This is a genomic window from Sphingobium sp. FG58 (assembly GCF_057809055.1).
The window spans coordinates 166502-179403 of record NZ_JBMDJF010000002.1 but is presented as its reverse complement, the minus strand read 5'-3'; the positions used below and the strand labels follow the sequence as shown (position 1 = coordinate 179403).

Below are 12902 nucleotides of genomic sequence, written 5' to 3'. Positions count from 1 at the left end.
TGCGTTTGGATCATCCCCATGGCCTTTCGCGATACCATTTGGTGATGACATGCTTCACCCCGGCGCGGACCTTCATGCCGTGGTGGAGACTCGCGGGATTGGGCTGGCCCGGCGTAATCCGGTTGTTCCAGGCGAGCAGCTTGCCGGTTTCCGGCTGGACGGTCTTGCCGATCTGGGGAAAGCGGGTTGCGCCGCCTGCCTTTGGCGCGTCCAGATAGACCATCAGCGTCCAGGTGCGGTTGCCCGCGACCGAGCAATATTTCGCATAATCCGCGCCCTTGGGGTCGAAATAGTCGGTATGGGCCTTGAACTCCTGCCCCACATCATAGCGCTGGCCCTGGATCGGTTCGCCATAGGCCGGGTCGATCCCGGCAAAGGCGGCGAGCTTTGCGTCGATCATGGCGACGAACGGGTCGGCATGGTCGAGGTCGCAGGTTTCGCTGGTGCGAAAATAGCCATCGCCATTGGCATCCGCGATGGTGGAGGGGCGGCGGTCCGCCTCGATGCGCTCGATCAGCGCGGCACATTCTTCCGCGACAAGGAAATCGCGCCGGATGAACAGGGTAAGGTCGCGGCTGGGGACGCGCTGGACGCGGGGATGGCTGGCGATCCAGACCGGGTCGGCATCTGCGGCGGCGGGATGATCGGGCATGACACTCATAAACAAGGCCTGAGAGGGCGATTCTGCTACTGGCCAGGCCCGGAAATGCAAGCGCCATGACGGCGGAATTTCGCGTGTCACAATTCAGTCACATCACTGTCATCCAGTCGTAAGAGGAAGTGCTTAGCAGCGGCCCATCATAAAGGGGCAAGCAAGGCAGATGCGGGTGGCGATCGCCAACAGGTTGCGGGGTCGGTCGATTGACGGGCTGGCGCTGCTGGAAAAGGGGCTGATCGCCCTGCTGGCGCTGCAACTCGTGCGGCTGGCCTGGGTGGTCGTGACGCCGGTGGGCAGTTTCGGCCCATGGCAAGGGCGGCAGGCGCAATTGCTGACCCCGGCCGCGCGGCAGGCTTTGTTCGCCAGCTTCGATCCCTTCTTTCGCACCGGCGCGCCCCAGGCAGCGGGCAATGGCGTCGTTACATCGCTGGCGCTGACCCTCTATGGCATCCGGTTGAACGAAGGTTCCGGGCTGGGATCGGCAATCATCGCTGCGCCCGATGGGGTGCAGAGCAGTTTTGCCGTGGGGGACGAAATCCTGCCTGGCGTGGTGTTGAAATCGGTGGCGTTCGATCATGTGACGATCGACCGGGGCGGGGCGGAAGAACAGATATTCCTGGACCAGTCGACGCCTGCGCCGACGGTTGCCCCGGAAGGCGGCGAAACACAGACGCCGCCGCCATCGGCTGGCCCGACTGCCGACAGTCTGAAACGCGACATTGGTTTTGCGCCCCGGATGCAGAATGGCCGGGTGACCGGGCTGGCGGTCAGCGCGAAGGGGCCGGGCTTTGCCAGTGCCGGTTTCCGGCCCGGCGACATTATCAGCCAGATTAACGGCCAGCCGGTGGGCGACCTCCAGTCCATACAAAATCAGATCGCGCCCGGCGCGCGCCTGTCCCTGACCGTGGAGCGCGGCGCGGCCGTCGCTTCGGTGAACCTAATAGTGCAAGGCCAATGACCAGATATTTCCTCCCCCTTTCCGCCGCGCTTGCGCTGGTTCTGGCCGCGCCGGGCATGGCGCAGCAGACGCTGAACGTCCGCGATGCCGATATTCGCGCCTTCATTCAGGATGCCGCGCGGGTGACGGGGCGCACCTTCATCATCGACAATCGGGTGCAGGGGAAAGTGTCGGTCGTCACCGACCGGCCTTTGTCGCGCTCTGAATATTTCGAGATCGTTTTGTCCACGCTGCGCGCCAATGGCCTGGTCGCCGTGCCAGCGCCCGGCGGCGCCTATCGCATCCAGCCCGCCGATGGCGCGGCCGGGCAGCCCAGCAGCGTGGGCCGCGCGGCCAATCGCAACAGTTTCGTGACCGAAGTATTCCGCCTGCGCTCCATCGACGCGGCAAGCGCGCTCGAAACGCTGCGCCCGCTGGTCAGCAAGGACGGGTCGGTGACCGCCAATCGCGCTGGCAACAGCGTGGTCGTGGCCGACTATGCCGACAATATCGCCCGCATCCGGCAGGTGATCGCACGGGTCGATCGCGATGTGTCATCGACGCAGATGGTCATGCTCAAAAATGCCGGTGCGCGCGAGATTGCGACATCGCTTCAGGCGCTGGTGGCAAGCAGCGGCGGGGGCGAGAATGCTTCGCCGTCGGCGGCGACCGTGGTGCCGATCGACAGCAGCAATGCCGTCGCCATTCGCGGCGACGCCAACACTGTCGCGCGCCTTGTCGCGATGGCGCGGCAACTGGACCAGCAGGCCGCCAGTGGTACGGAAATCCGGGTCTATTGGCTGGAACATGCCGACGCGGAAAAATTGCTGCCGGTGTTGCAGCAGCTGGTCGGGCAATCGACCAGCCAGCCGGTCACTGCCTCCACCCCGGCAGCGGGCGGCGCGGCTCCGGCGAGCGCGGCGGCGGCACCGGTTGCGGCGGCATCCTCTTCGTCGTCCAGTGGCAGCGGCATTTCGACGCGCGGTCCGGCGATCGTGACCCGCTATGAGGGTGCCAACGCCATCATTGTCGCCGCCAATAGCGACGTGCAGCGGATGCTGGGCGAAACCATCCGCCAGATCGACACGCGGCGCGAACAGGTGCTGGTCGAGGCGATCATCGTCGAGATTAGCGATGCCGCGGCCAAGAAGCTGGGCGTGCAATTCCTGCTTGGCAGCACATCGACCGGCTTTGCCGCGACCAATTACAGCAATGCGTCGCCCAATCTGCTGACGCTGGCGGGTGCCTATGGCGCGACGCAATTGGGGACGACCAAGACCACGGTGGTGGCAGCGGACGGCAGCACGACGACGACCGAGACACAGACCAACGGCGAATTGGCCAGCACGCTGCAACAGGCGGCGATCAACAGCCTGACCAGCGCGACCGGTGCGATTGCCGGGCTGGGCGGCAGCATCGGCAAGAACGGGATTTTCGGCGCGATCATCAATGCGGTGAAGTCCGACACGGAAAGCAATCTGCTCTCCACGCCGTCGGTGATGACGCTGGACAATCAGAAGGCGTCGATCCTGGTCGGGCAACAGGTGCCGGTGACCACGGGCGAGGCGCTCTCCCAGAATTTCGACAACCAGTTCCGCACCGTCCAGCGACAGGATGTCGGCATCAAGCTGGAGGTGAAGCCCCAGATCAACACTGGCGGGGCGATCAAGCTGTTCCTGCGCCAGGAAGTGTCGAGCGTGGCCGGGCCGGTCAGCAACTCCAGCAGCGACCTGATCATCAACAAGCGCGAGATCGAAACGACGGTTACGGTCGATGATGGCGAGATATTGGCGCTGGGCGGATTGCTGGACGACAATGAGCGCAAGACGATCGAGCGGATTCCGTTGCTCAGCGACATTCCGGGCCTTGGCGAACTGTTCAAGTCGCGCAGCCGCAGCCGGACCAAGACCAATTTGATGGTGTTCATCCGCCCGACCATCCTCCGCTCGAAAGAGGATGCGCAGAAGCTGACCCAGCAGCGCTACGGCTATGTCCGCAACATGCAGTTGCAGCGCAATCCCGACATGGAACCCACGATCGACGAACTGGTCCGCGACTATATGGGCGCAACCCCGCCGGTCGCCGCGCAGCCGGGCGACGCGGTGGTGCAGCCTGATGCCCCACAAGTGATCGAACCGACCGTGCGCCAGTCGAGCGGCGTGGTGCGCCCGGTCGAGATAGCGCCGAGCGGAGAACGCAAGTGAGCGAGAACGGGCAAGGTGCTCCTGCGGACGCAGGAGCCCAGGGCGGAGAGGGCAGTGTCCAGAACCCTGGGCTCCTGCCTTCGCAGGAGCACGACGTGTTCGTATCAGCCAACTCCCGCGCCATCGACATACCCTATGGCTTTGCCCGCAAGCATGGCGTCGTGCTGCTCCCGCAGGAGGGCGAACGCCTGTCCATCGCGGTGCGTGAGGGGAGCGATCCGCGCATCCTGCTCGAAGTCCGTCGCCATCTGGCGCGCAGTTTCGATGTCAGCTTTGTCGATCCGGGGGAATTCGACCGGCATCTGTCCAACCATTATGCGATGGATGGCAGCGCGGCGGCCATGGCCGGGTCGATCGACATGGGCGCCGATGAGCTGGACATGCTGGCGGCCGACATACCGACCGCCGACGATTTGCTCGACAGCGCCGACGATGCGCCGGCGATCCGCCTGATCAACGGCATCATCGCCGAAGCCGCGCGGCAGGGCGTGTCGGACATTCATATCGAACCCTATGAAACCGGCCTTGTCGTGCGGATGCGGATCGACGGGGTGCTGCGCGAAACGCTCCGGATGCCGCCCCATGTCGCGCCGGTGGTGGTCAGCCGCGTCAAGGTGATGGCGCGGCTCGACATTGCCGAACGGCGCGTGCCGCAGGACGGGCGGATCGGCCTGACGCTGGGCGGGAAGCTACTCGACGTGCGTGTTTCGACCCTGCCGAGCCGGGCGGGTGAGCGGGTGGTGCTGCGTATCCTGGACAAGGAAAATGCCGGGATCACGCTCGACCTGCTAGGCATGAACGGGGTGCCGGACCGGATTTTCCGCGAGGGTTTGAGCGAACCCAATGGCATCATCCTGGTCACCGGGCCGACCGGATCGGGCAAGACGACGACGCTTTATGCAGGCCTTCGCCAGCTCAATGATGGCAGTCGCAATATCCTGACCGTCGAGGACCCGGTCGAATATGCGATGGAGGGCGTGGGCCAGACGCAGGTGAATGCCAAGGTCGGGCTGACCTTCGCCGCCGGCCTGCGCGCGATCCTGCGGCAGGACCCCGATGTGGTGATGGTCGGCGAAATTCGCGATCGCGAGACGGCGGAAATTGCGGTGCAGGCGTCGCTGACCGGGCATCTGGTGCTGTCCACGGTCCACACCAATGACGCGGTCGGCGCGATCACCCGCATGCGCGACATGCGGGTCGAACCCTTCCTGCTCGCCTCCACCCTGCGCGCGGTGATCGCCCAGCGGCTGGTGCGGCGGCTGTGCCAGCATTGCCGCGAACCGGTGCAGGCGGACAAGTCGGCCAGCGCGCTGCTGGGGTTCGACCCCGGCACGATCATCTATCGCGCCAAGGGCTGTAGCGAATGTGGTGGCACCGGCTACAAGGGGCGGATCGGCGTGTTCGAAGCGATCCGGGTGGACGACACGATCCGCCGCCTGATCAATGACGGCGGCGATGAATCGCTGATCGCGCGGCACGCTTTCTTGAACGCGCCCAATCTGGGATCGGCGGCGCGCGCGCTTGTGCGCGACGGGCAGACCACGGCGGAGGAAGCGATCCGCGTGTCGCGGCGCGACAGCGTGGACGCGGAAACCATCGTCGATGGCTGAGTTTGACTATGTCGCGATCGACCCGGCGGGCAAGGAACGGAAAGGCGCGCTGAAGGCCGATACGCTGGAGGATGCGCGGGCGAAGCTCGACGCGCGCAAGCTGTTCATTGTCGAACTCAGCGCCGGCGCGGTCGAGGTGGCGCGCAAGCGGGCGGGCCTGTCGCTGCGCACCCCGCGCCTCAGCCCCAAGGAACTGACCCTGTTCACCCGGCAACTGGCGACGCTGACCCAGGTCAGCCCGCTGGAGGAATCGCTGCGCACCATCGGGCGGCAGAGCGAGCAGGACCATGTTCGGCTCATTGTCGGCAAGGTCCATGGCGGCGTGATGGAAGGGCGGCGGCTGGCCGATGCGCTGGGCGTGGAGCCGAAAAGCTTTCCGCCGCTCTATCGCGCGATGATCTCCGCCGGCGAAAGTTCGGGCAGCCTGCCCGCGATCATGGAGCGCCTGTCCGACCTGATGGAACGACAGGCGCTAATGCGGTCCAAGGTGCTGACTGCCATCGCTTATCCGTCGGTGCTGGCCAGTTTCGCGGTGCTGGTGGTCGCGGCGCTGATGATCTTCGTCGTGCCCAAGGTGGTCGAGCAATTCGACACGGTCGGGCAGGAATTGCCGCTGCTGACCCGGATGGTGATGGGACTGTCAGCCTTTCTGGCGGGCTGGTGGTGGCTGCTGCTGATCCTGATCGGGCTGGCCGCTGTCGGCTTCTGGCGCGCGATGAAGAATGAGCGGTTCCATTATCGTTTCGACGCGATGCTGCTGGGGCTGCCGGTGCTGGGCAAGCTGATCCGCGATCTGCACGCAGCGCGGATGGCGCGGACGCTCTCGACCATGGTGGCGAGCCGCCTGCCCTTGCTGGAAGGTCTGACGCTGACCGCCAACACGGTGCATAACCGGGTGCTACGGCGCGCGTCGGACGATATTGTCGAGGCTATTCGCGGCGGCGGCAGCCTGTCGGCGGCGCTCCGGCGGGCGGGGGTTTTTCCGCCTTTGCTTGTCTATCTGGCGGCGAGCGGCGAAAGCGCCGGGCGGCTCGACACGATGCTTGAGCGGGCAGCAGAATATCTGGAGCGCGAATTCGACGCCTTCACCTCCACCGCGCTCGCCATGCTGGAACCGATCATCATCATTATGATGGGCGCGATCGTCGCCGTCATCATCCTGTCCATCCTGCTGCCGATCTTGCAGCTGCAAAGCCTGACCGGGGCTTAGGAGTTGAATATGCGTAAGACCCTCACCCTCCGTCATTCCCGCGAAGGCGGGAATCCCGCTTCTTTTTTGGGAGCGCGCAAGGTCGTAGAAGAAAAGCGGGATCCCGGCTTTCGCCGGGATGACGAGGTGGGGAAGCGAAGCGAAGCCGGCTTCACCCTCGTGGAACTGATGGTCGTCATCGTCATCATCGGCCTGCTGGCGACGATCGTGGCGATCAACGTCATTCCTGCGACCGACACGGCGCGGGTCGAGAAGGCGAAGGCGGACATTGCGACCATCGAACAGGCGCTGGAGCAATATCGGCTCGACAATCTGACCTATCCGGCGGGGTCGGACGGGTTGCAGGCGCTGCTCAATCCGCCCGCATCACTGGCGCAGCCGCAGCGTTACCGGCGTGGCGGCTATATCAAGAAGCTGCCCGACGATCCGTGGGGCCGCGCCTATGTCTATACCGTGCCGGGGCGCAAGGGCGCGTTCGACATCAGTTCGCTGGGCGCGGACGGCCAGCCGGGCGGCGAGAGTGAAAATGCGGATATCTATTCCAGCGAACTCTAATCCTGCATCCGATGCAGGATTTACTCTGGTGGAACTGATGGTCGTCCTGACGATCATCGGTTTCATTTCGGCTGCCGTGGTGCTGGCCATCCCGGATCCGCGCGGGCGCGTGATCGAGGATGCCGACCGCTTCGCCGCGCGCGTCGCCGCCGCGCGCGACGAAGCGGTCGTGACGGCTGCGCCGATGGGGCTGTGGGTGTCCGCGTCCGGCTATGGCTTTCAGCGCCGCGATGGCGGGCAATGGGTGGCGCTGGAGGACAAGCCCTTCGTCACCGCCAACTGGAAAGGCGGCACCCGCGCGCTGGTCGGCAAGGACGGGCGGCAGCAGATTGCGTTCGACGGCACCGGCCTGCCGACCGATCCGCTGACCGTAACGCTGGCGCGCGAGGGCGAGCGGGTGTCGGTGACGGTCGACATGGCGGGGAAGGTCATGGTCGGTGGGTAATCGGCCATCTCCTCCACCGTCATGCCGGGCTGGACCCGGCATCCAGGGCGACAGACGGCAACGCTTTGCGCCCTGGACCCCGGATCGAGTCCGGGGTGACGACCATTTGAAAGGCGAACGCGGCTTCACGCCTTTGATGCGTTCCTCCCAACAGGGCTTCACCCTCTTGGAAATGCTCGTCGCGCTGGCGGTGTTCAGCCTGGCGGCGCTGGCGCTGGTGCGGTTGCAGGGGGTGACGCTGCGCACCGCAGCGGATCTGGACAGCAAGGCGCTGGGCCAGATCGTCGCGCGCAACCTGATGGTCGATGTGCAGAGCGATCCGGTGCCGCCATCGGTTGGTGACGAAGCGGGCGATGTCGAGAATGGCGGGCGGCGCTGGCACTGGAGCCGGACTGTCAAGCCGACCGACGACCAGCGCCTGTTGCAGGTGGACCTGACCGTCGACGGCCAGCCGGGTGCGTCGCCCGTGGTGTTGAGTTTCGTGCGGGTGGTGGAGTGATGGCGACATTTACTTCCCCGTCATGCCGGGCTGGACCCGGCATCCAGTGCGGCAAGGCGCAGCGGGTTGCGCCCTGGACCCCGGATCAAGTCCGGGGTGACGATGGATTCACGCTCATCGAGTTGCTCGTAGCCCTCACGATCTTTGCGATGCTGGCGAGCGCCGGTGTCCTGCTCTTGGGCAACAGCGTGTCGGCGCAGGCGCAGGTCAAGGCGCGGCTGGATGATATGGCGGCGGTGCAGCGCGCGGGCGGGGCGCTGGCGGGGGATCTGGGGCAGGCGGTGCCGCGCATCACCCGTACCGAGAGCGGCACGCTGGCCCCGGCTTTCTGGGCGCATCACGAAAGCGAGGATCAGCCGGTGATGCAGTTTGTGCGCGGCGGCTGGGACAATCTGGGCGACCTGCCCCGGCCTTCGTTGCAAAAGGTGGAATATTGGGTGCGGCAGGGACGGCTGGAGCGGCGGACCTATGCGCAACTGGATGGCGCGGCGGGGGATGAACCCGCGGCGTTGCTGGAGAATGTCGAGGCGGTCGCGCTGAAATTCCGCGATGCGGCGGGCAAATGGCGCGATGACTGGACCCCGACCCAGCCTGACCTGCTGCCCCGCGCGGTGGAGATAACGCTCACCCGCACTGGCGAGCCGCCTGTCACCCTGCGCTTCCTCGTCGCGCCCGGCCCAGCGGAAAAGCCCATCGTCGAGGGCGCATCCGGTGCCTGATCCGCGTAAACCCAACGAGCGCGGCGCGGCGCTGCTGACCGTGTTGCTGCTGGTGGCGGTGATGGCAGTCGTCGCCGCGACCGCGCTGGAGCGGGTCGCATTGGCGACGCGGATGACCGGCAATGGCGGCGCGATCGATCAGGCGCGGGCCTATGCCGACGCAGGCACGGCGGTCGCGCGCTTGCGGATCGGCGATCTGGTCGCGGGCAATCCGGCGAAGATCACGCTGGCGGGCGGCTGGCTGGGTGCGCCGCAGAGCATCCCGGTTCCGGGCGGCACCGCGACGGCGCGGGTCACCGATGGCGGCAATTGCTTCAACCTCAACAGCGTGGTGAGTGGGACAAGCGAGGCCAGCCTGAAGGTGCGCCCCATCGGCGTATCGCAATTTCAGGCTTTGCTGGTGGCGCTGGGTGTCGATGCGCGGCAGGCGCAGGGCGCGGCGGCGGGGCTGGCCGACTGGATCGACAGCGATGGCGATCCGCAGCCGGGCGGGGCGGAGGATGCGGTTTACGGGCAGATGCAGCGACCCTATCGCGCGGCCAACCGGTTGATGATCGACGCCAGCGAGTTGCGCGCGGTGAACGGAATCACGCCCGCCATCTATGCGACGGTGCGGCCCTGGGTCTGTGCGCTGCCAGTCACGGATCTGTCGCCGATCAACATCAATACGCTGTTGCCGGAACAGGCGCCGCTCTTCGCGATGCTGCTGCCGGGGCAATTGAGCGTCGCGCAGGCGCGGCAATTGCTGGCGCAGCGGCCCGTGGACGGCTACGGCAGCACGGTGCAATTCTGGGCCTTGCCCTCGCTCGCCGGCCTGTCGCCGATGACCGAGGTGGCCGAGCAGGTCAAATTGACGACGGGGTTTTTCGGAGTGGACGTGGCAGTGACTGTCGGGGGAACGCAGCTGGTGGAGCGGTCGCTGATCGACGCGCGGGAAAGCCCGGCGACGGTGGTGCGGCGCAGCTGGGGCGCAGGGGCATGAGCGCGCGCGACGCCCTGATCGTCTTTCTGCCCGAAGCGGCGGATGCGCCGCCGCGCTGGATGCGGGTGGTGGATGGCGCGCTGGTGCAGTCGGGCGAGGGCGCGAACTGGTTGGCGGCGTGCGGTATAGCGGCCTTGCCAGACCAAGCGCGGGTGATGCTGGTGCCGCCTGCGGCCCTAGTGGCGCTGCACTGGACGCTGCATCCTGATCTGCCGGTGCGGCAGGCGCGGGCGGCGGCGCGACTGGCGGCGCTGGCGGAGGGAATCCTGCCTGCCGATCAACTGTTTGCGGTGGCCGATGCGCAGGACGACCCGGCCCGTCCCCATGTCGTGGCATTGGCGGCGCGCGGTGACATGCAGCATTGGCTGCTCTGGGCGCAGCATCATGGGCTGGACCCGGATATTATCGTGCCTGCGCCTTTGTTGCTGCCGGAGCCAGAGGCGGGTTTCGCGCGCGGCGTGATTGGCGGCGTGACGGTGTTGCGGGGCGCGGACATGGCGCTGACCGGGGACATGGCCTTGCCCGCGCTGATCGGCGACGCACCGGTGACCGATGTGCCGCAGGGCGTGATCGAGGGACGCGCGATCGCCGCGCTGGATGCCCCGCCCATCGATCTGCGGCAGGGGGATTTTGCCAAGCGGGTGCGGCGGCAGGTCGATCAGCGTGCGCTGAAACGGGTGGCGTTGTGGAGCGGGCTGATCCTGCTCGCGGCATTGCTGATTGCGCTGGTCGGTATCGTCAAAAGCCATCGTGAGGCCAGTCGGCTTGACGCGGAAAGCCTGGCGCTGGCGCAGCAGGTCGTTCCCGGCGCAAGCGATGCGCGCCAAGCGTTTGGCGCGATGGAGCAGCAGCTTGCCGCGCGGGGTGCTGGCGGTCGGGCCTTTACCGCGCCGGTCGCGGCGCTGATGGCAGCGATGCAGGATGCGCCCGGCGTAGCGCTGACCAGCCTGTCGCGCGACCCGGACGGGATGCTGCGCGCGACGCTGGCGGCGGCGAAGGCGGATGACATCAACATCGTGTTGCTCGCGCTTCAGGCGGCGGGCTTCACCATCACGGCGACACCCGCGCAGGAGCCGGGCGGTCGGACGCTGGCAGAAATTACGGTGCGGTCATGATGGAACGGATGCAGGCACTCTGGGCGGAACGATCGCCCCGCGAGCAAGTGATGCTGGGCGTGATGTTCGCCCTGCTGGCAGGCGTGATCCTCTGGTTCGGGGTGGCGATGCCGCTCGACCGGGCGCAGCGGTCGGCGCGCGATACGTTGCTGGAGGCGACTGATCGCAACGCGGCAGTGCGCGCGGCGGTGCGGCAGTTAAAGGCGCTGCCCCGCGCGGTTGCTGGCGGCCCGTCCGCGCCGCTCGACCAGCTGGTCGGGCAGGGCGCGGGTGAAGCCGGGCTGACGCTGGAACGGGCGCAGGCGCAGGGACCGGACCGGATGGAGATTGCCATCGCCTCGATCCGGCCGGTCGCGCTCTTTTCCTGGATTGCGGCGCTGGAGGCGCAGGGGGTGCGGGTCGATACGATGAGCGCGCGGCCCGCGCCGACCGCTGGCAGCCTGTCGGTGCAGGCGGTGCTGGTGCGGGGAGTGGGGCAATGATGGGTCTTATCCTCTCGCGCCGGATGCGGATCACGTTGCTGGTGATCGTGCTGCTGGGGCTGCTCCTCTTTTTGCCGATGCGGGTCGCGTTGGGGCTGGCTGGGCTGGAGCGGCTGGGCGTGGCGGCGCGGGATGTGCGTGGCACGGTGTGGAGCGGGCGGATCGACCAGCTGATGCTGGGCGACATGCCGATGGGCAGCGTGCGCGCGGGCCTCGCCCCGCTGGCGCTGCTGACAGGCCGGGCGCGGTTCGACATTGCCCGGACCAAGGGGCTGGCCGACGACATATCCGGCGCGCTGACCGTCGGGTTCGGGCGGATCGGGGTGGATGATGTGAGTGGCGCGGTGTCATTGGGCCGCACCTTCGCGCCGCTGCCGATCGCCAGCCTCCAGATGGAGGATGTGTCCGCCTATTTTACCGGCGACCGTTGCGGTCATGCCGAGGGGAGGGTGCGGGCGCGGATGGCCGGGCAGTTTCCTGGGCTGAACCTGTCGCAGGGCTTTTCGGGTGCGCTCGCCTGCGATGGCGACGCGCTGTCGCTGCCGCTCGCCAGCCAGTCGGGCATGGAGACGATCGCGCTGCGCATCTGGCGGTCGGGCCGCTATAGCGCCACGATGCGGGTTGAAACCGCCGATCCGACGCTGGCATCGTCGCTGGGGCAGGCGGGCTTTGCGACTATGGGCAATGCGCAGGTGCTGAAGGTTGAAGGCACATTGTGATCTTGGCGACGCTGCTGGGCGGGGTGGTCGGCGCGATTTTCGGCAGTTTCCTCGCCACCCTGATCCTGCGCTGGCCGCAGGGGCGGGGGGTGACGCTGGGTCGGTCGGCCTGCGATGGCTGTGGCCGGACGCTGACGCCGCTTGATCTGATCCCGTTGCTCAGCGCCCTGTTGCAGCATGGCCGCTGCCGGACGTGCGGCGCGGCGATCGATCGACTGCATGGGCGGGTGGAACTCAGCTGCGCGATCATCGGCGCGCTGGCGATCGGCGCGATGCCGGATCTGAGCGGGATTGGCTGGGCCTTGCTCGGCTGGCTGCTGCTGACGCTGGCGGTGCTGGACTGGCGGCATTATTGGCTGCCCGATGCGCTGACCCTGCCGCTCGCTTTTCTGGGCCTGACGCTGGGACTGTGGGCGACCGATGTGCTGCTGATCGACCGGATCATCGGCACGGCGCTTGGCTATGGCAGTCTGCTTGCCATCGCATTGACCTATCGCGCGGTGCGGGGGCGTGAGGGATTGGGGCTGGGCGACGCGAAGCTGCTGGGTGCGCTCGGCGCCTGGTTTGGTTGGCAGGCCTTGCCCTTCATCCTGCTGATCGCGGCGATGGCGGGGCTTTGCGTCATGTTGGTGACGGGCCGGGCAAAAGAAGCGACGGCGCGGGTGCCGCTCGGCACGTTTCTGGCGCTGGCGGCAGTGCCGGGCTGGTATTGCGTTCGCTTCCTATACTGACGACTGGCGCAAAGGAACGATAGAACATATAGTGAA

Annotated in this window: 14 protein-coding genes; 13 read left to right on the top strand and 1 reads right to left on the bottom strand. The window is 66.7% G+C overall.

The genetic code is table 11. From position 1 onward, the window contains the following. Positions 1–10 precede the first annotated feature (10 nt). Positions 11–652 (bottom strand): prolyl hydroxylase family protein, encoded by a 642-nt coding sequence (locus ACODR8_RS03635; protein WP_489006180.1) that lies wholly within the window; start codon positions 650–652, stop codon positions 11–13. Between the two features lie 169 nt (positions 653–821). Here ACODR8_RS03635 and ACODR8_RS03630 point away from each other — a divergent pair, with 169 nt between their 5' ends. The 13 genes from ACODR8_RS03630 (at position 822) to ACODR8_RS03570 (ending at position 12866) form a co-directional block, all read left to right on the top strand. Further along, positions 822–1616, top strand: a complete 795-nt coding sequence (locus tag ACODR8_RS03630; RefSeq protein WP_489005998.1) for a type II secretion system protein N — start codon at positions 822–824, stop codon at positions 1614–1616. Further along, positions 1613–3799 (top strand): type II secretion system secretin GspD, encoded by a 2187-nt coding sequence (gene gspD / locus ACODR8_RS03625; protein WP_489005997.1) that lies wholly within the window; start codon positions 1613–1615, stop codon positions 3797–3799. The genes ACODR8_RS03630 and gspD overlap by 4 nt, the downstream gene beginning before the upstream one ends. A gap of 95 nt (positions 3800–3894) precedes the next feature. After that, entirely contained in the window at positions 3895–5409 is a 1515-nt protein-coding gene (gspE, locus tag ACODR8_RS03620) for a type II secretion system ATPase GspE (RefSeq protein WP_489005996.1), read from the top strand. Then, a complete protein-coding gene (gspF, locus tag ACODR8_RS03615) occupies positions 5402–6619 on the top strand; it encodes a type II secretion system inner membrane protein GspF (RefSeq protein WP_489005995.1) in 1218 nt (405 codons plus the stop codon). The genes gspE and gspF overlap by 8 nt, the downstream gene beginning before the upstream one ends. A gap of 126 nt (positions 6620–6745) precedes the next feature. After that, positions 6746–7174: a type II secretion system major pseudopilin GspG gene (gene gspG, locus ACODR8_RS03610; RefSeq protein WP_489005994.1), complete on the top strand. Its 429-nt coding sequence runs from the start codon at positions 6746–6748 to the stop codon at positions 7172–7174. Next, positions 7146–7619, top strand: a complete 474-nt coding sequence (locus tag ACODR8_RS03605; RefSeq protein ID WP_217672183.1) for a GspH/FimT family pseudopilin — start codon at positions 7146–7148, stop codon at positions 7617–7619. The genes gspG and ACODR8_RS03605 overlap by 29 nt, the downstream gene beginning before the upstream one ends. Before the next feature lie 136 nt (positions 7620–7755). Beyond that, positions 7756–8118 (top strand): type II secretion system minor pseudopilin GspI, encoded by a 363-nt coding sequence (gene gspI / locus ACODR8_RS03600; protein ID WP_489006179.1) that lies wholly within the window; start codon positions 7756–7758, stop codon positions 8116–8118. Beyond that, positions 8118–8837, top strand: a complete 720-nt coding sequence (gene gspJ, locus ACODR8_RS03595) for a type II secretion system minor pseudopilin GspJ (RefSeq protein ID WP_489005993.1) — start codon at positions 8118–8120, stop codon at positions 8835–8837. Before gspI ends, gspJ begins: the two co-directional genes overlap by 1 nt. Continuing rightward, entirely contained in the window at positions 8830–9819 is a 990-nt protein-coding gene (gspK, locus tag ACODR8_RS03590; RefSeq protein WP_489005992.1) for a type II secretion system minor pseudopilin GspK, read from the top strand. Before gspJ ends, gspK begins: the two co-directional genes overlap by 8 nt. Next, on the top strand, positions 9816–10934 hold the full coding sequence (gspL, locus tag ACODR8_RS03585) for a type II secretion system protein GspL (protein WP_489005991.1): 1119 nt from the start codon (positions 9816–9818) through the stop codon (positions 10932–10934). The genes gspK and gspL overlap by 4 nt, the downstream gene beginning before the upstream one ends. Next, positions 10931–11416 (top strand): type II secretion system protein M, encoded by a 486-nt coding sequence (locus tag ACODR8_RS03580; RefSeq protein ID WP_489005990.1) that lies wholly within the window; start codon positions 10931–10933, stop codon positions 11414–11416. Before gspL ends, ACODR8_RS03580 begins: the two co-directional genes overlap by 4 nt. Continuing rightward, a complete protein-coding gene (gene gspN, locus ACODR8_RS03575) occupies positions 11413–12135 on the top strand; it encodes a type II secretion system protein N (protein ID WP_489005989.1) in 723 nt (240 codons plus the stop codon). Before ACODR8_RS03580 ends, gspN begins: the two co-directional genes overlap by 4 nt. Next, entirely contained in the window at positions 12129–12866 is a 738-nt protein-coding gene (locus ACODR8_RS03570; RefSeq protein WP_489006178.1) for a prepilin peptidase, read from the top strand. The genes gspN and ACODR8_RS03570 overlap by 7 nt, the downstream gene beginning before the upstream one ends. Positions 12867–12902: the final 36 nt, after the last annotated feature.